The organism is Pseudaeromonas sp. HNCC25DJ180, assembly GCF_055413345.1.
Genome location: NZ_JBVAYF010000004.1, coordinates 107,942 through 133,494 on the forward strand (window position 1 = coordinate 107,942; position 25,553 = coordinate 133,494).

Consider the following 25,553-nt stretch of genomic DNA (forward strand, 5'->3'; position numbering starts at 1 on the left):
ATTTAGACGAACTCAGGTATGGATTCGGCTCGGTTAATCATAAAAACTGACTAGCAATATGAGTCCCGCCACTCAGCCATTAGTATAAAAAAAGCAGATCGGTCACTGGCAAAAAACGAGACTATCCTCATTTCATATCTCACAGTCCAACACCCGCAATTGTTTTCATATGAAACATTATGAACCGCGACCAACCACCAACATGGGTTTCCTGAGATGGTTGACGCAATAACGTCCTCCTACCTGACCAGTAAAAAGCAGTAAAGAAATAGCAGTAACATGAGGCATGCTTGACATTTTTATTATTCAATATAGATTGCTTATTTAATTAGACCAGACAATAATTAACAAAAAACAGATAGGGTGAGATTATTATGTCCGACTTCCTCAAGGTGTTACTGAATATCCGTAGTCTTCGTGCCGTTGCTCGTGAATTGACAATCGAACAGCTCGAAGAAGGCTTGACCAAATTGACCAGCGTTGTTGAAGAGCGACGCAATGAAGATGCACAAGAACGTGAATCACGCGAACAGCGTACTCGCAAAATCACCGAGTATATGAACATGCTGATCGCAGATGGGATTGACCCAGCTGAATTGGTTCCCGTATCGGGCGACGTTGAAAAGAGCAGCAAGCGCGCGCCTCGCCCGCCTAAGTACCAGTATACTGATGAAAACGGTGAAGCTCGCACCTGGACTGGCCAAGGTCGTCAACCGTTGACTATTCGCAACGCGATTGCCGCTGAGGGTAAGACTCTCGAAGACTTCCTGATCGAAAAAGCGTAAGCCATAAAAACATGAAGAGGGGGCATTAGCCCCCTCTTTTTTTTCTACTGCACCATCATTGCACCAGACCCCATAACATTGTGATCTCATCTCGTCTGACCGCTTTATTTCCTCTACTTATGGCTATATTTCTGGCGACCTCTAGCCAGTATCTCGCTCCCTGGTTGCCGTTGGCCTATGTCAGAGAGGCCATCATGGCAGGAGAGTGGTGGCGCCTACTCAGCGGCGGTTGGCTACATCATAATATGATGCATCTATGGATGAACCTGGCAGCCATGAGTCTGATCTGGTCTCTATTTTTACCTATCCTCTCGGGGTGGCGCTGGTTGCTGGTTATGGTGCTTGAGGTCTTGCTGGTCGATCTTTGTCTGTTATTATTCATGCCCTCCACCCTTAACTATTGGGGCCTATCTGGCGCAATCCATGGCCTATTTGTCTTTTGTTGTTTACGCAGTTGGCAGCGTGGTGAAGCCCAGGCTAAGTGGTGGTTTAGTGGCTTGTTGCTGAAATTGTTGTTTGATCTGACCCGAGAAGATGGCGTGACCGCCCACTTGATTGGTGCAAGGGTTCATGTTGAGTCACACCTTTTTGGCACTTTGAGCGGCATAGCTCTAGCATTATTTGTTATGCTTTGGGCTAAATTGAAACCAAAGACTTATGTTGGTCATCATTAATTGTGATAATTAGTCATCACATCATCGGGGTAACCACCCTTGCACTAGTGTTATATAAACGACACTATTAACATTTCAATGTGAACCGCTGTTAAACAGTATGTCGATACTGATAGAGGTGTCGCACCAACTATCCGGGGGGAATATGAAATCCATGTTATCTGCAGAGCAACTCATTGAACTTGCCTATGAACTGTTCCTTGAGTCTGCGGCCGATCATTTACCACCAGAAGATATTGTCGATGTGACGCTAGAATTTGAAGAGCGTGGCGCGGTGGAATCCTGTCCACCCAGCAACGAATGGCACAATGAAGTACCCGCCCCCTATATTCCAGCCGAGTGGTTAGAAATTTGGATTGGGCTTTTGGACCATCAGGATGAGTTTTGTCTCTTGTTTGCCAAAATACTGGTACCCAAGAGCGGTGAGCGACAGCGGGCCATCATTCACTGGAAGCCCACCTTATAACCAAACCCTATTGCGGGATTACTGTTGCTGGCGCTTTAACAGGCAGCGGTGGCATAGGCACACAGCTGAGGCCATATCGACCGGAAGTGGCCAAGGAACTAGCTGCTGACACCAACAAGTAGCAATAGAAGCTCCCAATGCCACCGCACAAGAGACCGCCTCGCCACACCCTGGACATCTGTGGGTAACAGCCTGTAAACGAGCCCATACGCCTTGCTGCTCCTCTACTGACATATTGCGCCAGCGGGCAATTTCATCCAGGGTGCGCCCACAACCAAGGCAACCCTCCCCCCCGGCTTGACAGCGCCCCAGGCAAGGAGAGGATATGCTCACGCTTTATCTGCGACTAAGCGGATGCCATCTTCCTCTATGATGATGGTTCCCTGCTTATAGAGAGCACCAATGGCTTTTTTGAAGGTGCCTTTACTCATGGCGAACAGTTGCGCTATGGTTTCCGGACTGCTCTTGTCGCCCACCGGCAAAAAGCCGCCCTGCTTTTGCAAGCGCGCCAGAATTTTATCCGCGGCCGTCTCGGTGCCCGCTTTGCCTACCCGGTTCAAGGTCAGATCTATCTTGCCATCTTCGCGCACCTGTTTGATAAAGCCCCGGATCTCGCGACCGATAGTGACCTTGCCAAACAGCTCATTGCGATACAGAACGCCCCAGAACCGGCTATCTACTACCGCTTTGATACCCAGTGGCGTATTTTCGCAAGGTAACACAGTCACCTCATCGCCAGCTCGGTAGTCAGGAAATCCTTCAATCAAGAAACGATCCAGCTTGCTGGTTGCGGCAACTCGCCCTTCCCTATCCAGGTAGAGGTAGACCACATAGTGGTGATCGACCTGCATGGCTTGCGCCTGCTCTCGGGCTGGGACAAAGAGATCCTTTTTCAGCCCCCAATCCAGAAATGCCCCCAAGCGATTGGCACTGACGACCTTGAGGCCAACAAATTCGCCAACCACGGCAAAAGGCTTAAACCCGGTGACGACCAGTTCACCATCCCCATCCAGATAGACAAAGACTTTGACCCCGCTACCGGGTTTGGCATCCCGAGGCAACTGCCGCATGGGCAGCAGCATCTCGCCAAAATCTTCGGCATCAAGCCAACCACCTTTGTCATCACGGCGGAGTAGCGTAAGAGTGTTCATGGAGCCAAGTCTGATCATCGAGGTCGAGCCCTATCAGGTAAACGCAAGTGCAGAGGAGAATATGCTAACGCAGATAACAACAAAAAAGGCGCTCCAGTGAGCGCCTTTTTGCTAAGTCGTAGACTTAGACGCGAATGAAGTCCAGGTGGACAACCTTCGGCTTAACTGGGTGGCGCTGAACGGCAACAACATTAACAACTACTTCTTTGCCATCGATCAGCAGAGTGATAGGTTCTTTGTAGAACGCATCATTCTGTTGAGCAACAATGATCTTGTTGTGGTCAACAGTAATAGACACTGCTTCTTGGCCAGCACCGTAAACAACAGCAGGCACCTTCTCGTCACGACGCAGGCGGCGGCTCGCACCTTTCCCCAGGTCGGAACGCAATTGAGCTTCGAATGAATAAGCCATGGTATAATCTCACTATTTTAAATGAATTTATGGTGACCGGATGCGACCGTCCAATCACCTCGGGTAAAACGCGGCGGATAATACCAAGGTTACCCCGGCTAAACAAGCAACTAACGCCGCTTCAACCGCTCACCATAGGCCAGTAATCTTTGATAAGTGTGTTTACGCTGATCCGGCAACATACTGATAAACGCAGAAAATTCATTCTGGGTAGGGCAGCGCAACTGATCACCCACGCGTAATCCTTGCGGATCATTTTGCAATAATTCACGATTAGCGGCGAATAAGGCCAAAACAAACAAGTAGGGATCGGCCTCGCCAGCCAACTGCTTACCCACTCGCCACAGCGTCTCCCCAGCATGGCTCACGCGATGACAAATCACCCGCGGTTCCTCCTGCGGCCCCATGTTATGCCATGGTGTTACCGCCTCATCGGCTGGCATCTGCTCATCAATATAAAGACGCGCTGGCGGCCGAGCTCGCACATGGAACAGCGCTCGCCAGCCAGTTTGCGTCGCCTCAACTCGCAGCGCCGAATAAGCCGCACCTTGCCACTCCAGTCGCAGGGCATCGGTGCGCGGGTAACGCGCCATCTCTGAAGTTCTGACATAAAGCCAGCTCTCTTCTGCTTGGGGTCGGACATCATCAATAGTCAGCCATAGCGTCATCATCAGTGCCAACATGCTACTCACCCTGCCAGAATAAAATGGCCATGGCACCACCCCATGCCCATGACTCATTTGACTTAAGTAAGTCTAGCCCGCCTGCAGATATCTGCCTGGCGATAGATACTGGCCTTAATCAATAAGCTAGGGCACCATAGAACCCACAGGCTTGAATGGTGCAGCCGCCGCCCAGGCTTTACCCCTTGCCACAAACAGGAGTTGTCCTTGTTTATCCTGCGCCGTCATGTCGGTTTTATTTTGGCCATCCTGGCTGCGACCGGATTTGCTTCAAAGGCTATTTTTGCCAAGTTGGCATACCGCTATGGCGTCGATGCCGTTACCTTGGTGACCATGCGACTCGGGCTGGCACTCCCCATTCTCTTGCTGTTACGCTTTTGCCACAGGCGGCGTGAAGCGCCGCTGAGCTGGCACACCCGCGGGTGGCTGCTGCTGTTAGGATTATTGGGCTACTATCTCTCCAGTCTTCTCGACTTCCTTGGCCTGGAAAGCGTCAGTGCCAGTGTGGAGCGGATGATCCTCTGCCTCTACCCTACCCTGACGGTATTGCTCTCCGCTTGGTTAACCAAGAGCCCCATTACTCGCTATATGGTGCAGGCCTTGCTGCTGACTTACCTAGGCATAGCCCTGGTCCTCGCCCCGGACGTTCTAGGCGGGCATGCTGACATCTGGGGGATACTGCTCATAGTGGGCAGCACTATCAGCTATGCCCTCTACCTGACCTGGAGCCCGGCCATCATCCGGGCTGCTGGAACCATGCGCTTCACCGAGTTGGCACTTTTGGTCTCTGCTGCGGCCATGTTGCTCCATTTCCTCCTCACTCGCTCCCCCGCCACGCTCATGGCACAACCGCCTGCTGTCTGGGGTTATGCGGCCGCCATGACGCTGCTCTCCACCCTATTACCCATCTATGCTCTATCTGCAGCCATGGTTAAAATCGGCGCCAGCAAAACCGCCATCATAGCGACCCTGGGCCCAATCCTGACTATTTTTATGAGCGCACAGCTGTTGGCGGAGTCGCTGACCATCACTCAATGGCTAGGCGCCACCATGGTCATTCTCGGTGTCTGGTTGATTGCTCAGCGCAAAGCATAATGGGTAACGGTTGCCAAAATAGCTTAGCGGTTCTCAATGCGACTCTGGGTGAGGACCATATGCACGGAAGCGTGTGGGGCGATGGCATCTTGCTGGCCATAGACCACAGAGCCATCCATTAATTGGGCCTCAATGGCCACATCCCCTTCAGTTCCAAGGTAGAAGCCCGCATGCAACACCAACTCTTGTTTCGGGGATAACTCCACATCCAGCTCGCCATCTTCCGAGGCGCTGACATAGCTAAAGTGCAGTGAACGCACCCCGATCCCACTCACATTCTCCAGCTCAAATTCACACATGGCATTCTGGCGATTCAACGACCATAACAAGAGTGCGGCTAGTAATAGCAACAAGACAAACAAAGCCCCACTCAGCCGCCGCATATCATGCATAGATGCCGATCCTCATTGCTACCACTAGATATCCATCCATTATCCGGTGCTAGACCTCAAGATAGTGGGAACCGTTGTGAGTATGACTATCTTCCGCCACACTCCTGACCGCAAAATAGAGATAGAGCTGCGACAACAGGAAAAAGAGCAACCCAGCCAACGGCAAGCCTATGCCAAACAGATCCAGCACCGCAGTGAGTAGCAGACTCGGGGTCATGGCCACGCAGGTCAGGCGAAACAACACAGAATAGGGCAAGGAAACCTTGAGCCATGAGGCAAACACCAAGCCGCCCACGGCATACAACAGCGCCTGCACCAGCCGATAGAGAAACTCCACCAGTAACACGGGAATATAGGCCAAGGGTTTTATGAATCCGATGGCACGCTGCAACCCGTTGCGGATGGCATCACTATCCAGTTGTACGCCATTTAATCCGGCAAACTCAAAAGTACGCTCTCCATCACGCCCTTGTCTGGCCAGGGCGCGATCTTTCATGAGTAAGAGAGGGGTATCATTTTGCTCCAATGAGGTGGTATGACCCGAAGTATCAATCACCACCATGGGCAGTTCGGTAACCGGATCCAGGATCACCAACGGCTGGGGGCCGGCCACACTAAGCTGGCCCTGTTCAAATCTCAGCACTGGGATTTTATCTATTATGGGCATCACCCGCTCTTGTACCACTGACTCCATGACCACCCCCAGGCGATAGGTCGTGCTTAAAGAACAGATAGCGAGGATGAAAAATAGATAGAGCACTCCCAACCCTTGCCAGGTTCGCGCAACGTGGACATATAGCGGGGCGGAGTAACAACTGTAGAGAGGGATATTCCAAAAACGGTAGGGCGACACGAATTTATCCTTTTACTAAAGTAGCTTCACTCCCCATTCACAAACACACATCATGGGTGAATGCCATTGCAAACAAGGGGGTAGCCTAGGAAGAGCAGGCGCGGTGAATTCAGCCACGAGGATATCAGCCCATTTCACCCGCTGGCTAGGTATTCTGTAGATCCACCCACTACAGTGCTCGGCTCGCTTGCAGTAGCGCCGCCAGATCCGCACCAACAATAGCCTCCAGATGCGTCGTAATGTGCGCTATCGGCCAATCCCACCAAGCGATCTCCAGCAAGGACGCTATGGTCTCTTCATCAAAGCGAAACCGCACCACCCGAGCCGGATTTCCCGCCACAATAGCATACGGCGGCACATCGCGACTCACCACGGCATGAGCGCCAATGATGGCCCCCGATCCCACCGTCACACCAGGCATAAGAGTCGCGTGGTAACCAATCCAGACATCATGCCCTATCTCGATATTGCCCTTATCCGGCAATTGGTTGGCATGTGGCATGACCCGAGCCCACTCCTGGCCAAAGATGCTAAATGGGTAGGTGGAAAAACCGTTCATGGCATGGTTGGCACCATTCATGATGAAGGTAACGCCGCGAGCTATGGAGCAGAACTTACCAATGATCAGTCGATCATGATCCAGAGGAAAATGATACAGCACACTCTGTTCAAAGCGCGCTGGCCCCTCAGGGTCATCGTAATAGGTGTAATCCCCGACCTCGATATAAGAGGCACGTATCAAGGGTTTAAGAAAGCCAACTTGGGGGAACCCCGGAATAGGATGAGGTTGTTCAGGTGAGGGCGCCGCCATTGCAGACCACCATATAGCAGAAACAGGGGTTTCGTTTTATCACAAGAAACCCGACCTGGAGTAGATAGCGACCCGAAAAGCACAAAGGGACAGCAACTAGGCCATCCCTTTTGTCAAATCGTCCGGTCAAGCCTTGATCACAACTTCTTGTCCGGCGAAGGAAACCACTTGCTCTGCCAAAATTTTACAGCGCTTGCGGGTCTCAATATTACCATCCACCAATACTAGACCCTGAGCAATCAAGGCCTTGGCCGATGCCCCACTGTCACTCCATCCCAGCAGCTTCAGTAGATCACACAACTCCACATGAGGGTGACCCTCCAACAAAAACGTCTCCATTACTTCTCCTCGGCCAACAGACAGGATCGGACCATGCCGACCATTAACAGCCGGCATGTATGTCATAAATTAAGTGAAATGTCGAATGCTCTGCATGGATCGGCTCTTGCTTGAAATAAATTGAAGCAATCGACAGAGTTGAAACGGTAGAATTAAGAAACCGTTCATGTTCTGACTTACACTGCCTTCTATCTATCATGACAGCACACGCCTTGGGATACGCCATCCTCAGCCACCTTCTGCAACGACCCCAACAAACCGCGTCAGTGCTGTTACAACAACTGAAACTCACCGGCAAAGAAGCCAAGCAAGACCTTGATGATGAGTTGACGCGCCTTGGCAGCCAATTTTTTATCGAACAGGATAGCAAGAACAGACTGGATATCTCTTTAGATGGGTTCTGGTTCTTGATGCAGCAAATCTTGCTCCATAACTATCCGGCACCAGAGTGGGTAAACCGCAACTTCTTTCATGGCAACGCTTTGGCAAGGCGGCGCGTGATGCAAACCATATGGAGCAGTTGCGTGGCGTGATCACCCCCTTCGTATTGCGCCGCTTGAAACGACAGGTGCTCACCGAGCTGCCGGAAAAGACCGAGATAGTGCACCATATCAGCCTCTCGGATGAGGAGCGGGCTCTGTATGAGGCGAATCGTCTGGAAGCACTGCAGCAGATGCAACAGGCCGAGGGACATGCCCTGATGCAGCTGCTCAGCAGCCCTGCTGCTAACCGATTGGAAAAAGAGCCAGCCAGCGGTGAGCCGCTTCCAGCAAACGCCTGTTCCGCTGTTTTTGATCAGCCTCAAGGCGGGAGGCACAGGTCTGAACCAGACCCAGGCCGATGCCGTCATCCATCTGGATCCCTGGTGGAACCCGGCCGTCGAGGATCAGGCCAGCGGTCGGTATCAATGCCGAGATGATCCGGGATCTGTTGGGATAACCGGTCTAAAGAGACAAGCCACGCAAGGACGCGGCTTGTTTCGCTCAATGCAATCTCTCCCTGGCCTGGTGCTCGTTACGGAAGCACCAGCCACGGGTCACTGGGCTACTGCTCGGCGTTAGCCGTCACCGCTCTCATGGACCTGATTCCCATTAGTATGGCCGCCAGTGCAAGTTGGGGCACGCTGACGCCGACACATTACGTGAACAGCAGCGCCGCCCCTATGCCCATCCCCCTGCTCATCATGCAGGGGCGAAAGCCTGAGTCTGGGCGGCGTGGCTGCCGCGCCCTAGGGTTACGCTACCGCTGACAAGACCAACTAGCCGGTCACAACCCCAGCTCGCTGAGTCCGGGATGGTCATCAGGGCGCCGCCCTGTCGGCCAGTGAAACAGCCGCTGCGCTTCCGTAATCGGCAGATCGTTGATACTGGCAAAGCGTCGTTGCATAAACCCCTGATCGTTGAACTCCCAGTTCTCGTTACCATAGCTGCGGAACCATTGGCCCGAGTCATCGCGCCATTCGTAGGCAAAGCGCACGGCAATGCGGTTGCCGGACCAGGCCCACAACTCCTTGATCAGGCGGTAGTCCAGCTCCTTGGCCCATTTTCGCTGCAAAAACTCGCGCACCTGCTGCCGCCCGTGCGGAAACTCGGCGCGGTTACGCCACTGCGTCTCTTCGGTGTAGACGAGCGCAACGCGCTCCGGATCGCATGAGTTCCAGGCGTCCTCCGCCATGCGGACTTTCTGCATCGCCGTCTCTGCGGTAAAGGGCGGGACAGGCGCTTTAATCTCGTTGCTCATTAAGCTTCTCCTTGAATGCAGTGATCAGGCTGGCGAGATACCGGCCATGGTGAGGTAACCGGGTAGCGCCTCGATGCGCCGAAACCAGGCGTTGATGTGCGGATAAGTATCGAGATCGATATTGCCTTCATGGGCCAGCGCCAGATAGGGGTAGACCGCAATATCGGCGATGGAGACCCGCTCGCCGACCAACCACTCATGGCTTGCCAGGTGACCATTGATAATGGCCAGCACCTTGGTGGTGATCTGGTTGGCTCTGGCGCTATCGATCTCACGCCCGAACTTGTGATGCACCCGCAACAAGGCCGGACCATTGGCGATCTCGTTGGCCGAGGTGGACAGCCAGGCAGTGATCTGCGCCAAAGCGGCTGCGTCATCTGGCCACCATTGGCTGCCGCCGTAGCGACGCGCCAGATATACCAAAATAGCCTGACTATCGCGGATCACCAGACCGTCGTCGTCAATGACTGGCGCCTGGGCAAAGGGATTGCGCTGCAGATGCTCAGGGCTGTGCTGAGCCCCGCCCGTTAGCGCAATGATCTGGAAGGGTAATCCAAGCTGGCTAAGCATAAGCCGGACCTTGTGGCAATTTCCGGATAACGCCATGTCGTACAGAGTGATCATCGGATGCTCCTTGTGATTAGTTAAAACTTTCGAACTGCAGTCGTCTGTCGGCGATACCAAGCCGTCGCGCGGTCTGGCGCACCTCATCCAGCAAGCGGTTGGGGCCGCAGCTATAGATCAGGGTATCGTCGCTAATGGTGCTCAATAGTGCCTCTACGTTCAGCGCTGTTGCCGTGGGCGGGCGGCTGCAATAGATCCGGCACTGATCAGGGAAGCGGCGCTGCAGCTCGTCAACAAATGCCATCTGCGCACGGTTTCGGCCGACATAGTGAAGCTCAAAGGGTACGCCGCGGCGGGCCAGTGTCCCCGCCATCGCCTTTACCGGCGTAATGCCAATGCCGCCGGCAATCAACAGGGCCGGACGGGGATCAGCGTGCAGCGGAAAATAGTTGCCCGGCGCATCGACCCTGATTTGCGTGCCCAGCTGCCAGCCAGCATGGATGGCCTGTGAACCACCATCGCCGTCATCCACCCGCAGCACGGCGATGCGATAGCAGCCTGGCCTCTCATCGCCATCGGTGAGCGAGTAGCTGCGCATCGTCACCCTGCCGTCGGCCAGCACCACCGGCACAGTCAAGTGAGCGCCAGCGCTGTAACCCGGTAGCGCCAGACCGTCGGCATGGCGCAACTCATAGCTGCGGATCGCCGGGGTCAACTGACGGATACCGACCACAGTCAGCGGCCAGGGACCACTCCCCTCCATCACAGCCGCGGGTTGCTCGGTCACCACCGGCGCTGCCCGCCGCGCCTGAGCCAGCAGCGCCTCAACCTCAGCCTGACTGTAGCGGGGAGTGATGTACTTGGGACAGTTCCAGTCAAAGGCTTCAATCTGGATGACAATACCGCGCTCGACCGGCGCCCGAAAATCGGCCAACTCCAGCTGCGCCAGCAGCACCGGTTCGCTTTGTGCCTCCACGCTGCGCGCTCGCCCCCAGATCTTTAGCCGCCGCCGCTGCTGATAATCCATCAGTAACAGGCTGACACGGTCATCGCCACGCAGGTTGCCGACCGAGAGATACTGGCGGTTGCCACTGAAATCGGCATAACCTATGGTGCGCTCATCCAGCACTTTCAGGAAGCCCGCAGGTCCGCCGCGATGCTGCACATAAGGCCAGCCCGTCTGGCTCACCGTTGCCTGATAAAAGCTGTCGCGCCCGGCGATAAACGCCTGCTCTGCGTCGCCAAGGAGCGTCTCTTCGACAGGGCCTGACTCAGCGGCCTGATAAGCTGCGCGACTGCCCATGGCACGTTGCACCGCCTGAACATCGGGGGTGAAGCTGATCTTGGCAAAGGGACGGGCCATCATCTTGCTCCTTATGGCGTACAACAGCGTGATCGCGATACCAGGGCCAGAGGCAATGGCACACTAAAATGACGGGGCGTGAGCAAGCCTCTCGCCCCGCCTTGGGCCACGTCCATCCCTGGGCGGGCAGCCCAGGACTCAGGCTGATGGCTGTAACGCCACATGTGGAAAATCGATCTCGACGCGGCTGGCCTTGCCGAGAATGTTGGTCAGCACGTTCATGCCAACGTGGGTGATCACCTCAACAATCTCTGCCTCGCTGAAACCGGCGTCGCGCATCTCCTGCAGTTCATTGGTCGTCACTTCGCCATTGTGCTCGGCCAGGGCACGAGCAAACTTGACAGCCACGGCCGCCTTGGCATCGTGGCTGGAGCCGGCCCGGTTAGCGCCGATCTCTGCCGCGTCCAGTCCCGCCTTGCGGCCGATGGCGCTATGTGCGGAAAGACAGTATTCGCATTCATTCTTCTGGGCGAGCGCGAGGGCGATGCGTTCACGGGTCGCGCCATCCAGTGAGCCGTGGCTGGCGATGTGATGCAAGCCGAGAAAAGCCTTGAGTGCGTCCGGGGAGTTGGCAAACACCCGCAGGAAGTTCGGCACCATGCCCAACTGGGCGTGAATGGCGTCCAGCAGGCTGCGTTGTTCCTCGCTGGCATTGTCGTGACGGATAGTAGTGATGCGACTCATGGTTGTTCTCCGGTGCGTAAATGGGGTTGCCATCTGCTTGTGGGTCAATCGAGCTGGCAGATACAGTATTTTCCATTTCGCTAAAACAAAGAATGCATGCAAAATCCAATTAACTATTTCACTTGGTGGAATTATTGATGGACCGATTGCATTTGATGAGTGTCTACGTTGCCGTGGTCGAAGCCGGAGGATTCGCCAGCGCAGCGCGCCGGCTGCAGCTGTCACCACCGGCGGTGACCAGAGCCATTGCCGCCCTGGAGGAACGCCTCGGCGTCAAGCTGCTAAACCGCACCACTCGCCACGTCAGAATGACCGATGCTGGTCAGAAGTACTTCGAAGACGCCCGCCACGTTATTAACCTCGCCAATGAGGCCGATGACGCTGTTCTGGGCATCAACGCCGAACCTCGCGGCCAGCTCACCCTCACCGCATCGGTCCTCTTTGGTCGTCTCCATGTGATACCGAGCATCATCGACTATCTGCAACAGTATCCGGAGGTTGAGGTTAATGCACTGTTCGTCGACCGGGTGGTGAACATGCTGGAAGAGGGGGTAGATGTGGCCGTGCGCATCGGCGAACTGCCCGATTCCTCCTACCGGGCGCTGCGGGTTGGAGAGGTTCGTCGGGAGCTCTTTGCATCACCGGACTATCTGGTGAAGCACGGCACACCAACCACGCCCGGCGATCTGGTAAACCATCGCATCATTGTGGCGCGAGGGCTGACCCCTACTAACGAATTCCGCTTCACCCTGAACGGGGCGCCCCACAGCGTCAAGTTCAAGCCGCAGCTGAGTGTCAGCGACAACGACTCGGCAGCCGCAGCGGCAATCGCCGGGCTTGGCATCACTCGCCTGCTCTCCTATCAGGTCGCCGACGCCCTGGCGACCGGCAAGCTACAGAGAGTCCTCGGCCAATTCGAGAATCCCGCACTGCCAGTCCACATACTGCACCGCGAAGGGCGGCTCTCATCAGCCAAGATCCGCACCTTCGTCGATCTCCTGGCTGTGCGGTTGCGTGCTCAGCTGTCGCAGGCGTAGGCGTAGGGGCTGACTCGCCTCAGGACCAAGACGAATCTGCGCCAGTTCTGACTCCAGTAAGGGCCTTAATCCATCGGTTGGTGACACTGTCCTCTTTAGGCGAGTAGCGAGTGTTGCAATTAGGGATTTCAAACGATGCGCAACAAGCAGATTTCGCATACTTGCAAGGGAGTATTCCTTGGTTTGCAGCGAAATTTGGCCCTCGGCAGGACAGCCAGATTGCTTCAAGATGAGAGGAAAGATGATGCGGGTATAGTCGTTGCCATTACGGTTTTTCAGCATATAGCTCGGCATAGTGAGACACCTTCATGTGACACTGGCCGATCTGCATATTCTAGATACAAAAAACCCTATGATATTCATAGGGTTGATTCGTAAATTAGATGGCGACGAGGGAGGGATGATGCGCTGACGCGCCCCCCTGCGGGGCCATCGCTACGCGACGTTGTCTCGCTGCGCTCGGCTCGAACCCACGAGACTTCTCACCCGCCCTCTTGCGGGAAATTGCGAATACAAAAAGAGCCGCATTGCTGCAGCTCTTCTTTCAAGATGGCGGTGAGGGAGGGATTATGCGCTGGCGCGCCCCCCTTCGGGGCCATCGCTACGCGATGTTGTCTCGCTGCGCTCGGCTCGAACCTACGAGGCTTCTCACCCTCCCTCTTGCAAGAAATTGCACAGACAAAAAGAGCCGCATTACTGCAGCTCTTCTTTCAAGATGGCGGTGAGGGAGGGATTCGAACCCTCGATACGTTGCCGTATACACACTTTCCAGGCGTGCTCCTTCAGCCACTCGGACACCTCACCGTTTTTTTGAACTCTTGTTTAAGGCGTGAGTTCATCACCTGTTTTCCAGTACTGAGCTTGGTGGCTGCGTCGCACGCTTTGCGTGCTCTTCTTATCGTCTGCTTCGCAGACTGGACAGCCACTCGGACACCTCACCGTTTTTTTGAACTCTTGTTTAAGGCGTGAATTCATCACCTGTTTTCCAGTGCTGTGCTTGGTAGCTGCGTCGCACGCCATGCGTGCTCTTCTTATCGTCTGCTTCGCAGACTGGACAGCCACTCGGACACCTCACCGTTTTTTGAACTCTTGTTTAAGGCGCGAATTCATCGCCTTGTCCATCAGGTTTGCCTGACGACGGGCGGGATAATAGGGAAACAGCTCTATGATTACAATATAAATTTTGGATCAAATAATGCGTTTGTCTATTTATGCAACAAGGGAGGCACTAAGCCTCCCTTGTTCAGCGTCACTCTATGGTTTTGACCTCAAGCGGCTGCAGTATGGCTTTCCAATGGGCGGGGCCGATCTCATGGATATTGTGACCCTGACTATCTACCGCCACAGTCACGGGCATATCGACCACCTCGAACTCGTAGATGGCCTCCATGCCCAGATCTTCAAACGCCACCTTGCGCGCCTTCTTGATGGCTTTGGAGACCAGATACGCCGCGCCTCCCACCGCCATCAGATAGGCCGCATTGTGCTTCTTGATAGCAGTAATGGCCGTGGGGCCACGTTCGGATTTGCCAATCATGCCAAACAGACCCGCTTCACCGAGCATAGTTTCGCTGAATTTATCCATGCGCGTCGAGGTGGTCGGGCCTGCGGGACCAACCACCTCATCTCGCACCGGATCAACGGGGCCCACGTAGTAAATAAATTTGCCGCGAAAATCCACCCCCTCTGGCAGAGGCTCACCGGCGGCCAGTAGATCCTGTATCCGCTTATGGGCCGCATCACGTCCGGTCAATATGGTACCGGAGATAAGCAGAGTTTCACCAACCTTCCAGGTCGAGATCTCCTCTTTGGTGATGCCATCCAGGTCGACACGCCGTGCCGTCTTCCCCCCCTCCCAGCTGATCTGCGGCCAGGCATCCAGACTTGGCGGCAGCAACTCGGCAGGCCCCGAGCCATCTAGGGTAAAGTGGATGTGACGGGTGGCCGCGCAATTGGGGATGATAGCAACCGGTAGGGAAACAGCGTGAGTGGGTGCAGATTTGATTTTTACATCCAGCACTGTAGTCACACCGCCCAATCCTTGAGCCCCGATCCCGAGCTGATTGATCTTGTGGTAGAGCTCGATCCTGAGCTCCTCTTCCTTGCAACTCGGACCGCGAGCAATAAGATCCTGAATATCAATATCTTCCATCAGAGACTCTTTGGCCATCAGCACCGCTTTTTCCACTGTCCCGCCAATACCAATCCCCAACATGCCGGGCGGACACCAACCCGCACCCAGTTTCGAGACGGTATCCAGAACCCAATCGACGACAGAATCAGACGGATTAAGCATCACCAGTTTTGACTTGTTCTCTGACCCGCCGCCCTTAGCGGCGATCAAAACCTCAACCTTGTCACCTGCAACCAGCTCGATATGCACCACAGCCGGGGTATTATCACGGGTATTGAGTCGTTTGCCTGCTGGATCGGCCAGCACTGAGAGTCGCAGCGGATTATCTGGATAGGTATAGGCTCGGCGCGTCCCCTCATCCACCATCTCCTGAACAGTCAGGGTACTTTCCCACTGCACTTGCATGCCAATTTTAACAAAACAGGTCACTATGCCGGTATCTTGGCACAGCGGACGGTGGCCTTCGGCAGCCATCCGTGAGTTGATCAGGATCTGGGCGATGGCATCTTTAGCCGCAGGGCTCGCTTCACGCTCATAGGCCGCACTCATCGCCTGTACGAAATCAAGCGGGTGGTAATAGGAAATAAATTGCAGTGCATCGAAGATAGAATCGATGAAATCCTGCTGCTTAATCACGCTCATAACATCCTCTTTTATGGCCTCACGGGAGGGGCTTGCTAGGCGGCCGACCGCCCTACCGAGTAGAACACTCCTGTCTCTTGTCCGCTTATGATACGCTGCACGTCAAGCCAGCGCCATTTGCACGACTTAATCTGTTGTTTGGATTATATAATGCCGACCCCAGTGACCATCAAAACCTTCACCTTTGCCGAGCTGCAACTTGCACCTGACAGTGCCGGCCGCCAACTCTTCGCCACTATTGCCCACCAGCCCTGGGCCATGCTGCTGGAGTCAGCTAGCGCGGAGCATATCGACAGCCGTTACCACATACTGTGCGCCGATCCCCTCGCCACTCTGGAAACCCATGGCTCTCGAACCAGCATTCATGAGGGGGGAACAAACCGTGAAAGCGAAGCCGACCCTCTGTGGCTGTTGGAACAGCTCCAGACCCGCCTACTTGGGCCTCTAACCCCGCACTATGAGGGCCTACTCCCCTTCACCGGCGGAGCCATGGGACTCTTGGGCTATGATCTGGGCCGACGTTTTGAACAACTTCCCCAGCAGGCTGAAGCTGATCTGACAGTTCCCGATCTGGCCATGGGGATCTATGACTGGGGCTGGGTGTTAGACAGGCAGTTGCAACAGGCTCATCTGGTGGTCAGGGGCAGTGCCGAGCATCTGGCCAAGCGCATGGCATGGTGGCAAACCATGACTGCCGCGCCCACGACACCGGAGCCGTTTTCACTGACCGGCCCCTGGCACGCCAACATGGATGAGGCCGGTTATCGCCAGCGCTTTGCCCGAGTCCAAGCCTACCTATTATCTGGCGATTGCTACCAAATTAACCTGACCCAACGTTTTCAGGCCCCCTATCGCGGGGATACCTGGCAGGCCTATTGCCGTCTAAGCGCGGAAAATCAGGCCCCTTTTTCTGCCTTCCTGCGCTTACCCCAAGCCAGCATACTCAGTCTCTCACCCGAACGATTCTTAGCCCTCGAGCAGGGTGAGGTGTCAACCAAACCGATCAAGGGCACGCGTCCCCGCCATACGGATCATCAGGCCGATGAAGCCGCAATCCACGAGCTACAGCAAGCGGATAAGGATAGAGCTGAGAATCTGATGATAGTGGATCTGTTGCGCAATGATTTAGGGCGCGTCTGCCGCCCAGGGAGTGTACAGGTGCCGAGCCTGTTTGCCGTGGAGTCTTTCCCCGCTGTGCATCATCTGGTTTCCACCGTCACAGGGGGGTTAGATCCAACCTACAGTGCTACCGACTTGCTGCGCGCCTGCTTTCCAGGGGGATCCATTACAGGTGCGCCCAAGATCCGCGCCATGGAGATCATTGAGGAGTTAGAGCCCCAACGCCGCAGTGCCTATTGCGGCAGCATAGGTTATCTCAGCCAGAGTGGACGCATGGACACCAGCATCACCATTCGCACCCTCGTTGCCGAACAGGGTGAACTCTATGTCTGGGCCGGAGGAGGTCTGGTAGCCGATTCTCAAGTTGATGACGAGTATGCAGAAACCTTCCACAAGCTGGGCAAGATACTGCCTGTACTCACCCAGTATGGGGCGCTAGAGGGATCGATAGCCACAGGAATGGCCGAGTGAACACAGCCAAGGCACTACGCAGCCGCTTCTTGCTATCCCCACAGGTAGCCAGTGCCCGTCACTCCGCGGCTCAAACCTATCAGCCTGCCGCCGTATTGATCCCACTTATCGAGCGCCAGCAAGAGTTGTTTGTACTGCTGACCCGTCGCAGCCTGCACCTGAGGCACCATGCCGGGCAGATCTGTTTTCCTGGTGGCAAATATGATGCGGAGGATGGTTCCTTACGACAGACGGCACTGCGTGAAACCCAGGAGGAGTTAGGCATAGCCAGCCATGACATCCAGGTGTGGGGCCACTTGCCCGAGTACCATACCGTAAGCGGCTTTATCATTACCCCCTTCGTGGCCACGCTGGTGCCGGACTATCGACTGCAGTTGACCCGCGAGGAGGTGGCAGAAGCCTTTGAGCTACCACTCCAACCTCTGCTGGAGAGACAAAACTACGGACACTGGCCCCTGATCCGAGGCGGACAAACCCAGATGGTAGTGGGCTGCTCGCTACAGCAGCACCTCATCTGGGGGGCAACGGCACGTATCTTGTACGATTTAGCAGGCCAGCTTGCCGACTAGCTCTGGCTACCCCCGCTCAGCCATCTCGCTAGTGTGCAACCTTGATGCTCTGTTGTGACTAGCGAACCGGCAGCTTAATATTGTCAAACAACTGCTCCACCTCATAAGGCGTTTTCAAGGCCAGCGCCTTGTCCACCACGTCTCGAGTCAGGTGTGCCGCAAACAACTCCATGAAGTCATACATGTAGCTGCGTAAGAATATGCCCCGTCGGAAACAGATCTTGGTGGTACTAAACTGAAACAGATGGCTACCGTCAATTTCCACTAAATCCTGATCCGTCTCCGGATCAATAGCCATGCTGGCAATAACTCCGACCCCAAGCCCCAAGCGAACATAAGTCTTGATCACATCGGCATCGGTTGCGGTGAATACAATGCGCGGTTCATAGCCAGCGCGACTGAATGCGGAGTCCAGCTCGGAACGACCCGTAAAACCGAATGTATAGGTGACTAAGGGATATTGGGCCAGTTCGGCAATACCGACATGCTCCAACTCGGTCAGTGGATGCCCTTTAGGCACCAGCATGCTACGAGTCCAGTGGTAGCAGGGCAGCATTACCAAATCCTGATAAAGATGCAGTGCCTCGGTGGCAATGGCAAAATCCGTGGTGCCTTTAGCCACTGATTCACTCAGTTGGGCTGGCGAGCCCTGATGCATGTGTAATGACACCTTGGGATAGCGCTTGATGAAGGAGCGGATCACCCCTGGCAACGCATACCGGGCCTGGGTATGGGTCGTGGAGATATTCAAGGTGCCCTCATCTGGATTGGTATATTGCCCGGCCACCGAGCGAATACTTTCAACCTTGGCCAGGATCTCTTGGGATATCTTCAATATATCCCGCCCTGCCGGAGTAACCTGAGTCAGATGCTTACCACTGCGCTCAAAGATCTGCACGCCAAGCTCATCCTCCAACATGCGCACCTGCTTGCTGATCCCGGGTTGCGAGGTGTAGAGGCTCTCAGCAGTGGCAGAGACATTCAGGCTGTGGTTGGCCACTTCGACGATATAACGCAGTTGCTGCAGTTTCATAGCATTCCAGAATAAGAGAGCCTTGTGATAATAGTAACAAAGATTACTTAATAATCTGCATCTCAGAGTCGATATACTAGATGGTCGACGCTGACAAAAACCGTCCCGGAGCGACAAAGCTGGTTCGTTTGTAAATTCTGCGACCTCTCCCCTTCGTTACAATTAGAGGGAGGTGTTATAGTAACCAGAGCGTATTAGAACCGTATTCACCGACAGGAAATTGAGGCCACTATGATTTTAACCCTGGTGCTACTGTCTATCGGTGCACTTCTGTTTCTGGTCATTACCTACAACATAGTGCAGCAGTACAAGCAGAAGCAGGAATCGGATCGCCGCTACACCATGTCCAAGCAAAAACAGCTCATCGATGAGTCTGATGAACTGCTGTTGAATGCCAATCGTCTCCCCTACACCAAGACCTTGGTGTTGTTGCTGCAAAACCGCATTCTGGATGCCCTCAAGGCGATCCTGCATGTTAGCCCTAATCTGAACTCGGTACGCCAACGCATCCAGGATGTCACGGCTCAGATTAACTATGTGCAAGAGCACTATTCCAATAACGAAGAGAGTGCCTTTCGCACGCCCGATAGTGACCGTCAGGCACTGCAGATGCTGCAGTTGGTGAAAAAGATCCGGGCTGTGGTTCGTATCGAGCATAACAAGGGTAAAATAGATCCACAGGCTTTCGGCAGTGAAGATCGCCGTTTGGAATTGTTGTTACTGAAGATCAACATATCCAACCTGATACAACGGGCTATGGATGCCCAAATCCAGCGCCAGTTTGGTTCGGCAAAACAGATGCTGACCAAGGGCGTCACCACGCTGGCCGCAATCCATGACAAGGATGCTTGGCTCATCACCCGAGAAGAGGACATGCGCATGCGACTGCGTGAAATGGCCGATGCTCAGGAGCAAGCCAATCAGAAAGAGCTGGATGAGATGAAAGAGAAAAAAGACGATCTGGATGTGCTATTTCAGCCGAAGCGGAAATGGTAACCCGATAAGGAGCCTAGCGCCTGTTCGCAGCATTGAGCCTTTTGCCTGCCATCACATTGTTTCCCCTTCCCTTTTCGCTGTTTTTATCTTTTAATCGAGAGCCTCTTTATCCTGGCACGAGGCTCTCATGATTGCCTTCATTCGATTGATTACCCAACAGCGCACCGCTTGGTTGTTGCTACTGGCTTCCACCCTGTTTTTCGAGTTTTGTGGGCTCTTCTTCCAGCATGTGATGGGCCTAAACCCCTGTGTGATGTGTATCTATGAGCGCATTGCCATCTTCGGGATCATGGCTGCCGCGCTGCTTGCCTTGGTGAACCCCAAGAAACTGTGGCTGCGCTGGCCAGCACTACTCTTATGGGCGGGTTCTGCCTTTGAAGGTTTACGCCTCACATTGCGCCATGTCGATATCCAGCTCAATCCCTCCCCCTTCAACACCTGCTCGCCCTTTGCTGAGTTCCCGTCATGGTTGCCGTTGGATCGATGGATCCCTTGGCTATTTAACCCGACTGGCGACTGTGCCGAACGCCAATGGTCACTCCTAGGTTGGGAGATGCCGCAGTGGCTGGTATTGTTCTTTGCCGTCTATCTCATCATAGCGTTAGCCGTGATAGTGGGTAATCTGGCCAAGGGACGCTGCTGCGAATAAGCACACCCATACCATGCCACCTGGCATCTCCCGGGTGGTCTGGTTATGGCTTACGCTGATCAGTTTGCTTTATCACCCAGTAAACTCAGCTCATGCTCGATCATCCGAGTCAGGTCTTGCAATAAAGAACGCTCTTGGGCAGAAAACGACCGGGGCAACACATCGATGAGACAGAGCGTACCGATCCGCAATCCGTCCCGCCCATGCAATGGCTGACCCGCATAGAAACGGATCTTAGGCTCAACCAGCACCAAAGGATTATCGGCAAAGCGCACATCCGTTAGCGCATCCTCCACTACCAGCATCTGCTCACTCAATATGGCATGGGCACAAAATGACGCATCGCGTGGCGTCTCGGTGACATCCAACCCCAAACACGACTTGAACCATTGTCTATGCTCATCGACCAAACTGACCAGCACAATAGGCACATGAAAAAGCCTGGCCGCCAGCCGCGTGATCCGATCAAATCGCTCACAGGGCTCGGTATCAAGCACCCCCAACTCATGCAACGCCATCAGACGTTGCGGCTCCTCCATGGGGATCTCGGGTTTTTGCATAGAGATGAACACTCAAAATGGAGATAACCATTACAGTCTAGTTAATTTTGTAGACCGCTAGCGGAACAATCCGCAATGCCACAAGCATTTGAGCTCACAGTTCACCAAACACCACCAAGTCCAGCCAAGCTCAGGATCGCGCCAAGGCAAAAAGTTTGAAGAAGTTTTCCGAGGTGCTCTGGGCTATCTCCTCAACCGAGCAATTTCGCAGCCAAGCCACATATTCAGCCACATCCCGCACATAGGCAGGCTCATTCTCTTGGCCTCGATGGGGAACCGGCGCCAGATAGGGGGCATCGGTTTCCAGTAGCAGCCGCTCAAGCGGGAGACGACGAGTAATATCCCTTAATTGATCGGCATTGCGGAAGGTCACTATGCCCGAGATGGAGATATAAAAGCCCAGCTCCATCGCCGCCTCGGCCATGGCCCAATCCTCGGTGAAACAGTGCAGAACCCCACCAACGGCATCCGCCCCCTCTTCACGCAAGATAGCCAACGTATCCTGCCGGGCATCCCGGGTGTGGATGATCAGGGGCTTATTCAGCTCACGCGCCACCTGAATATGTGTGCGAAAGGCCTGCTGCTGTATTGCTTTATGCTCTGGGTGATAAAAATAATCCAAGCCTGTCTCACCGATCGCCACTACCCGCGGGTGCACGGCCAGAGCCCGCAATTGCTCTTCGCTCCAGCGGCTCTCCTGATCCAATGGATGCACACCGCAGGAGGCAAAGACTTGTGGAAAAGGCGTGATCTTCTCCAACATACCTGGAAACTGCTCCAGGGTGACCGAGACACAGAGTAAATGGGATACCCCGCGCGCCGTGGCCTTCGCCACCGCATCGGCGATATGGGCATGTTTGGTCTGGTAATCGAGTCGGTCAAGGTGACAATGTGAATCAACGAGCAAAATCAGGCTCCTCGGTAATAAGAGAATTACACCACTGCGTGATGTGAAGGCTGGGTATGGCCGTGACCATACCCTCGGCAGGAGAAATCAGCGTCTGTAACGACGACAAGGCGCGCAATAGATGTTCTGTCGAGTAATTACCAAGCCGCTCAACACACGCCGCGGCATCACTCATGGTCCACTGCTCCGTCCTGCAACCGCTCTGCGCCTTGAGTGCATCCAGCAACAGATAGTGCAGCCAATGAAGGGCATGGGGCGAAGTGGCAACAATTTGTGTCACTAGGCTACTTAGGCGACTAGGCTGGATTAGCGCTTGGAGCAGGGCAGCCAGTAGGGCGTGTCGTTTTACCTCCAAGCCATTGCGTAAATAGGCTAATGTCTGCAGGGGAGCATATTGGTTCAAGCGTAGATGCAACACACTCGCTTGCCGCCCCTCCTCTTGCTGATGCAACCACCCCAGCAGGGATTGTGGCTCAGGAATGCGGATTGCCATCTTCTGGCAACGGCTGAGAATGGTTGGTAACAAACGATTGGGGTGATCGGACAGCAATACCAGCATGGATCGACCGGCGGGCTCTTCCAAGGTTTTTAGCAAGGCATTTGCCGCCGCCTCAGTCATGGCTTCGGCTCGGGCCAAGATCACCACCTTGCCTCCAGCCAGCTGCGCACTACCATTGAGCTGGGCGATCACGGCACGAATGGCATCGACGCCGATACTCTTCTCATCGATTTGCCCTACCAACTGCAAGTCGGGGTGGTTACCATGCGCTATCAGCTCACAAGCATGGCAAAAGCCACAGGCGCCATCTGCTCCCGGCTGCTGGCACAGGAGAGTCCGCGCCATGGCTTGGGCCAATGCCAACTTTCCCAAGCCAGCTGGACCGCTGATAAGCCAAGCATGGGCCAATCGCCCTTCACCAAAAGCGGCTAACCAGGTTTGCCAGTATTCGGTTAACCAGGGGTACATAAGCTGAGCTCTAGAGCCTGAATAATCGCATTAGCCACCTCAGCCTCCGATTGGCTGGCATCAATGACCCTGATCTGCGGATCTTGACGCGCCAGTTCCAGATAGCGCTGGCGGGTACGGATGAAGAACTCCAGTTTTTCCTGTTCAATACGATCCAGTTCGCCGCGGGCTCGGGCTCGGGCCAAACCTAACTCAGGATCTATGTCCAGATAGAGGGTGAGATCGGGGGCAAAACTACCGAGAACGGCGCTTTTGATCTGCTGGATCAATCGCGCATCGATGCCGCGCCCGCCCCCCTGATAGGCTTGAGAGGAGAGATCATGGCGATCCCCAATCACCCAGTGTCCCTGGGCGAGAGCTGGCTTGATACGTGTTTCGACCAGCTGTACCCGTGCGGCATACATGAGCAACAGTTCAGCCTGTATGGTCAAAGGCTCTTCATGAACTTCCTTAACGATAGCCCGCATGCGCTCGGCTAAAGGTGTGCCTCCCGGCTCACGGGTCAGTTCAATACGCTCAATGCCCTGGCTGTGTAGCCACTCTTCAACGTGTCTGACAGCAGAACTCTTCCCCGCCCCCTCCAGACCTTCGATCACGATAAATTTTCCAGCCATCAGGAGCGACTCAATAGGTAGCGATGAACAGCACGATTGTGTTCATCCAGGGTTTTAGAAAAATAGTGTTCACCCCCCCCCTTAGCCACAAAATAGTAGTAGGGCGATGTGGCTGGGTGCAGGGCCGCCTGGATCGCGGCCTTGCTCGGCATGGCAATCGGCGTCGGCGGTAACCCCTCAATCAGATAAGTGTTATAGGGGTTATCATCCTGCAGATCTGCCTTGCGAATGTTGCCGTCATAGCGATCCTTGATGCCATAAATGACGGTGGGATCTGTCTGTAAGCGCATCCCCTTACGCAGTCGATTGAGAAAGACCGAGGCAATGAGTGGTCGCTCACCAGCCTTCCCCGTCTCCTTCTCTATGATGGAGGCCATGATAAGCGCCTCGTACGGGCTCTTGTACGGCAATCCCTTACTGCGAGAGGCCCAGCTATGAGCCAGATATTTATCCATATGATCTTTGGCACGCCGCAAGATATCGATATCCCGGGTCCCCGCCGTATAGGCATACGTCTCTGCTAAAAACAGCCCCTCGAGATTATCCAGCTCAAGCGCTAACTCGCTGCGCACGTCGTCGGCATCATCCTCGTCCAGGGTGCTTTCAACATAGGGCGTCTGCTGCAGGGTACGGATAAAATCCTCAATGCGCCCCCCCTCAACCAGCGTGACCGAAAACAAGACCTCTTTGCCGCTATTAAACAGCAATAGCGCATGACTGACCAACCAGCCAGACTCCAGCTTGTAGGTGCCCATCCGCACCTGAGCCAACTCAGGATGCAACTTGAGCCAGAGAGTGGTCCAGAAGGGCGAAACCGGCTTTACCGCCAACTCTTGCACTAACTGCTTGGCCAACATCCCCTTTTTCACAGTAAACAGCCGAGTCGGCCCCTGCAGCACCATTTCGTCCAGACGCGTCAGTTGATAGTGACCCCAAAATAGCCCACTACCCAGTATGGCAACACTCAGCAGCAAACTCAGATAAAGCTTAGGCCGCTTGAGCAAACAGCGTTTGCAACCGTCGCGCCAGGCTATGATTGGTGTAGATAACATTTTCAATTCCACAAACAGGGACCACTTCCATCAAGGCATTAGTAATAAAAACGGCATCGGCGCTCAGCAGCTCACTCAAGGGTGCCGAAACCACATGGCAATCCAGCCCTAGCTGACTGAGCTGTGCCAGCACCCAGGCTCGCATGACGCCAGCAACGCCCGAGCACTCCAGTGTAGGCGTGTATACTACGGAATCTCGGCACCAAAATAAATTTGCCGTTACACATTCCACCACAGCGCCCCCACCATCCAGCACCACAGCTTCGGGTAAACCTCGTGCCTCCAACTCGGCTTTGAGCAATACTTGCTCCAGACGATTGAGGCTCTTGAGCCCAGCCAGGAGTGATGAGCTCCCCAATCGACCTTGGCAAACACCCAAACAGATGCCGTTATGTTGCCACTGACGGTAATGTGATGGATAGCCATGCACACTGACTATTTCCGTTGGCTGGCCACAGCCGTCAATGCCATATCCTCGAGCACCCTGGCCTCGCGTCAGTATGACCTTACCGCAAGCCTCTGCCGGGCCATGCGAAGCTAATTGCTGTAATCGGGTATAAATGGAGTCAATGTCTGGGGCTGGCATCCGCAGTCGCTCAGCTGAATCCTGCAAACGCTGGGCATGTAACCGCCACAGCAAAGGACGACCATGGCGCAATTGGATCGTAGTAAAGAAACCATCGCCAAGCGTCAATCCTCGATCCTGCACCGAGACACTGTCACTTGGCTGGCCATTGACGAGCCACATAGCTAATATTTCCCATAAAAAAGGGCCTGATACAGAGTACCAG

The 25,553-nt window shown here is 54.5% G+C and carries 30 protein-coding genes, 1 tRNA gene, 2 other RNA genes and 1 pseudogene; 11 read left to right on the forward strand and 23 right to left on the reverse strand.

Going from position 1 to position 25,553, the window contains the following annotated elements; translation table 11 throughout:
* Positions 1-374: 374 nt before the first annotated feature.
* The 3 genes from ACZYTD_RS04830 to ACZYTD_RS04840 all read left to right on the forward strand — a co-directional run bounded on the left by ACZYTD_RS04830 (position 375) and on the right by ACZYTD_RS04840 (position 1,925).
* A complete protein-coding gene (locus ACZYTD_RS04830) occupies positions 375-785 on the forward strand; it encodes an H-NS family histone-like protein (protein ID WP_463889867.1) in 411 nt (136 codons plus the stop codon).
* A gap of 119 nt (positions 786-904) precedes the next feature.
* Positions 905-1,459, forward strand: coding sequence for a rhombosortase (rrtA, locus tag ACZYTD_RS04835; RefSeq protein ID WP_463890105.1), 555 nt, complete (start codon positions 905-907; stop codon positions 1,457-1,459).
* Between the two features lie 145 nt (positions 1,460-1,604).
* Positions 1,605-1,925, forward strand: a complete 321-nt coding sequence (locus ACZYTD_RS04840) for an HI1450 family dsDNA-mimic protein (protein WP_463889869.1) — start codon at positions 1,605-1,607, stop codon at positions 1,923-1,925.
* Positions 1,926-1,943: 18 nt separating this feature from the next.
* On the opposite strand, the gene ACZYTD_RS04845 is transcribed toward ACZYTD_RS04840, so the two are convergent.
* The 4 genes from ACZYTD_RS04845 to ACZYTD_RS04860 form a co-directional block, all read right to left on the reverse strand.
* Positions 1,944-2,258 (reverse strand): DUF1289 domain-containing protein, encoded by a 315-nt coding sequence (locus tag ACZYTD_RS04845; protein ID WP_463889871.1) that lies wholly within the window; start codon positions 2,256-2,258, stop codon positions 1,944-1,946.
* Positions 2,255-3,076, reverse strand: coding sequence for a CvfB family protein (locus ACZYTD_RS04850; RefSeq protein ID WP_463889873.1), 822 nt, complete (start codon positions 3,074-3,076; stop codon positions 2,255-2,257). The genes ACZYTD_RS04845 and ACZYTD_RS04850 overlap by 4 nt, the downstream gene beginning before the upstream one ends.
* A 124-nt stretch (positions 3,077-3,200) precedes the next feature.
* On the reverse strand, positions 3,201-3,488 hold the full coding sequence (gene rplY / locus ACZYTD_RS04855; protein ID WP_463889875.1) for a 50S ribosomal protein L25: 288 nt from the start codon (positions 3,486-3,488) through the stop codon (positions 3,201-3,203).
* A gap of 110 nt (positions 3,489-3,598) precedes the next feature.
* Entirely contained in the window at positions 3,599-4,171 is a 573-nt protein-coding gene (locus tag ACZYTD_RS04860; RefSeq protein WP_463889877.1) for a hypothetical protein, read from the reverse strand.
* Positions 4,172-4,378: 207 nt separating this feature from the next.
* Between ACZYTD_RS04860 and ACZYTD_RS04865 the strand changes: the two genes are divergently transcribed.
* Positions 4,379-5,266: a DMT family transporter gene (locus tag ACZYTD_RS04865; protein WP_463889879.1), complete on the forward strand. Its 888-nt coding sequence runs from the start codon at positions 4,379-4,381 to the stop codon at positions 5,264-5,266.
* Between the two features lie 23 nt (positions 5,267-5,289).
* Here ACZYTD_RS04865 and ACZYTD_RS04870 read toward each other — a convergent pair whose 3' ends face one another.
* The 4 genes from ACZYTD_RS04870 to ybcJ all read right to left on the reverse strand — a co-directional run bounded on the left by ACZYTD_RS04870 (position 5,290) and on the right by ybcJ (position 7,661).
* Positions 5,290-5,658 (reverse strand): hypothetical protein, encoded by a 369-nt coding sequence (locus tag ACZYTD_RS04870; protein WP_463889881.1) that lies wholly within the window; start codon positions 5,656-5,658, stop codon positions 5,290-5,292.
* A gap of 49 nt (positions 5,659-5,707) precedes the next feature.
* Complete coding sequence (locus ACZYTD_RS04875; RefSeq protein ID WP_463889882.1) at positions 5,708-6,511, reverse strand: DUF1189 family protein; 804 nt, start codon at positions 6,509-6,511, stop codon at positions 5,708-5,710.
* A 169-nt stretch (positions 6,512-6,680) separates the two neighbouring features.
* A complete protein-coding gene (locus tag ACZYTD_RS04880; RefSeq protein ID WP_463889884.1) occupies positions 6,681-7,322 on the reverse strand; it encodes a CatB-related O-acetyltransferase in 642 nt (213 codons plus the stop codon).
* Between the two features lie 126 nt (positions 7,323-7,448).
* Positions 7,449-7,661, reverse strand: a complete 213-nt coding sequence (gene ybcJ / locus ACZYTD_RS04885) for a ribosome-associated protein YbcJ (RefSeq protein ID WP_463889886.1) — start codon at positions 7,659-7,661, stop codon at positions 7,449-7,451.
* A gap of 197 nt (positions 7,662-7,858) precedes the next feature.
* Here ybcJ and ACZYTD_RS04890 point away from each other — a divergent pair, with 197 nt between their 5' ends.
* Entirely contained in the window at positions 7,859-8,194 is a 336-nt protein-coding gene (locus ACZYTD_RS04890; protein WP_463889887.1) for a hypothetical protein, read from the forward strand.
* Positions 8,137-8,563: pseudogene (locus tag ACZYTD_RS04895) on the forward strand (helicase-related protein); the annotation flags it as partial. The gene ACZYTD_RS04890 and the pseudogene ACZYTD_RS04895, both read left to right, overlap by 58 nt.
* Before the next feature lie 364 nt (positions 8,564-8,927).
* Here ACZYTD_RS04895 and ACZYTD_RS04900 read toward each other — a convergent pair.
* From ACZYTD_RS04900 to ACZYTD_RS04915, 4 genes are all read right to left on the reverse strand, one after another.
* On the reverse strand, positions 8,928-9,401 hold the full coding sequence (locus ACZYTD_RS04900) for a nuclear transport factor 2 family protein (RefSeq protein WP_463889889.1): 474 nt from the start codon (positions 9,399-9,401) through the stop codon (positions 8,928-8,930).
* Between the two features lie 24 nt (positions 9,402-9,425).
* A complete protein-coding gene (locus ACZYTD_RS04905; RefSeq protein ID WP_463889891.1) occupies positions 9,426-10,025 on the reverse strand; it encodes a glutathione S-transferase family protein in 600 nt (199 codons plus the stop codon).
* 16 nt (positions 10,026-10,041) lie between these two features.
* On the reverse strand, positions 10,042-11,331 hold the full coding sequence (locus ACZYTD_RS04910; RefSeq protein WP_463889893.1) for a pyridoxamine 5'-phosphate oxidase family protein: 1,290 nt from the start codon (positions 11,329-11,331) through the stop codon (positions 10,042-10,044).
* A gap of 135 nt (positions 11,332-11,466) precedes the next feature.
* On the reverse strand, positions 11,467-12,012 hold the full coding sequence (locus ACZYTD_RS04915) for a carboxymuconolactone decarboxylase family protein (protein WP_463889896.1): 546 nt from the start codon (positions 12,010-12,012) through the stop codon (positions 11,467-11,469).
* 155 nt (positions 12,013-12,167) lie between these two features.
* Between ACZYTD_RS04915 and ACZYTD_RS04920 the strand changes: the two genes are divergently transcribed.
* Entirely contained in the window at positions 12,168-13,049 is an 882-nt protein-coding gene (locus ACZYTD_RS04920) for a LysR family transcriptional regulator (RefSeq protein WP_463890107.1), read from the forward strand.
* Positions 13,050-13,433: 384 nt separating this feature from the next.
* On the opposite strand, the gene ACZYTD_RS04925 is transcribed toward ACZYTD_RS04920, so the two are convergent.
* The 4 genes from ACZYTD_RS04925 to ACZYTD_RS04940 all read right to left on the reverse strand — a co-directional run bounded on the left by ACZYTD_RS04925 (position 13,434) and on the right by ACZYTD_RS04940 (position 15,825).
* A non-coding RNA gene (locus ACZYTD_RS04925) (RtT sRNA) lies at positions 13,434-13,555 on the reverse strand.
* Positions 13,556-13,599: 44 nt separating this feature from the next.
* Positions 13,600-13,721, reverse strand: a non-coding RNA gene (locus ACZYTD_RS04930) — RtT sRNA.
* A 44-nt stretch (positions 13,722-13,765) separates the two neighbouring features.
* Positions 13,766-13,853: transfer RNA gene (locus ACZYTD_RS04935), tRNA-Ser, on the reverse strand.
* Between the two features lie 445 nt (positions 13,854-14,298).
* Entirely contained in the window at positions 14,299-15,825 is a 1,527-nt protein-coding gene (locus ACZYTD_RS04940) for a fumarate hydratase (RefSeq protein ID WP_463889898.1), read from the reverse strand.
* Between the two features lie 150 nt (positions 15,826-15,975).
* On the opposite strand from ACZYTD_RS04940, the gene pabB reads away from it, so the two are divergent.
* Positions 15,976-17,415 (forward strand): aminodeoxychorismate synthase component I, encoded by a 1,440-nt coding sequence (gene pabB, locus ACZYTD_RS04945; RefSeq protein ID WP_463889900.1) that lies wholly within the window; start codon positions 15,976-15,978, stop codon positions 17,413-17,415.
* Positions 17,412-17,984: a CoA pyrophosphatase gene (locus ACZYTD_RS04950; RefSeq protein WP_463889902.1), complete on the forward strand. Its 573-nt coding sequence runs from the start codon at positions 17,412-17,414 to the stop codon at positions 17,982-17,984. The genes pabB and ACZYTD_RS04950 overlap by 4 nt, the downstream gene beginning before the upstream one ends.
* 58 nt (positions 17,985-18,042) lie before the next feature.
* Here the strand turns inward: ACZYTD_RS04950 and cysB are convergent, their stop codons facing one another.
* Positions 18,043-19,017 (reverse strand): HTH-type transcriptional regulator CysB, encoded by a 975-nt coding sequence (cysB, locus tag ACZYTD_RS04955; protein ID WP_463889904.1) that lies wholly within the window; start codon positions 19,015-19,017, stop codon positions 18,043-18,045.
* A gap of 231 nt (positions 19,018-19,248) precedes the next feature.
* Between cysB and ACZYTD_RS04960 the strand changes: the two genes are divergently transcribed.
* A complete protein-coding gene (locus ACZYTD_RS04960; RefSeq protein ID WP_463889906.1) occupies positions 19,249-20,013 on the forward strand; it encodes a DNA repair protein in 765 nt (254 codons plus the stop codon).
* A gap of 127 nt (positions 20,014-20,140) precedes the next feature.
* Positions 20,141-20,662, forward strand: coding sequence for a disulfide bond formation protein DsbB (dsbB, locus tag ACZYTD_RS04965; protein ID WP_463889908.1), 522 nt, complete (start codon positions 20,141-20,143; stop codon positions 20,660-20,662).
* Between the two features lie 59 nt (positions 20,663-20,721).
* Here the strand turns inward: dsbB and ACZYTD_RS04970 are convergent, their stop codons facing one another.
* The 6 genes from ACZYTD_RS04970 to pabC form a co-directional block, all read right to left on the reverse strand.
* Entirely contained in the window at positions 20,722-21,222 is a 501-nt protein-coding gene (locus tag ACZYTD_RS04970) for a GAF domain-containing protein (protein ID WP_463889911.1), read from the reverse strand.
* A gap of 130 nt (positions 21,223-21,352) precedes the next feature.
* Complete coding sequence (locus ACZYTD_RS04975) at positions 21,353-22,132, reverse strand: YchF/TatD family DNA exonuclease (protein ID WP_463890109.1); 780 nt, start codon at positions 22,130-22,132, stop codon at positions 21,353-21,355.
* Positions 22,119-23,096: a DNA polymerase III subunit delta' gene (gene holB, locus ACZYTD_RS04980; protein WP_463889913.1), complete on the reverse strand. Its 978-nt coding sequence runs from the start codon at positions 23,094-23,096 to the stop codon at positions 22,119-22,121. The genes ACZYTD_RS04975 and holB overlap by 14 nt, the downstream gene beginning before the upstream one ends.
* The gene (tmk, locus tag ACZYTD_RS04985; protein ID WP_463889915.1) at positions 23,081-23,710 is read right to left on the reverse strand and encodes a dTMP kinase; all 630 of its coding nucleotides are present in this window, start codon (positions 23,708-23,710) and stop codon (positions 23,081-23,083) included. Before tmk ends, holB begins: the two co-directional genes overlap by 16 nt.
* The gene (gene mltG / locus ACZYTD_RS04990) at positions 23,710-24,762 is read right to left on the reverse strand and encodes an endolytic transglycosylase MltG (RefSeq protein ID WP_463889917.1); all 1,053 of its coding nucleotides are present in this window, start codon (positions 24,760-24,762) and stop codon (positions 23,710-23,712) included. The genes tmk and mltG overlap by 1 nt, the downstream gene beginning before the upstream one ends.
* Positions 24,698-25,510 (reverse strand): aminodeoxychorismate lyase, encoded by an 813-nt coding sequence (gene pabC / locus ACZYTD_RS04995; RefSeq protein WP_463889919.1) that lies wholly within the window; start codon positions 25,508-25,510, stop codon positions 24,698-24,700. Before pabC ends, mltG begins: the two co-directional genes overlap by 65 nt.
* Between the last annotated feature and the right edge of the window lie 43 nt (positions 25,511-25,553).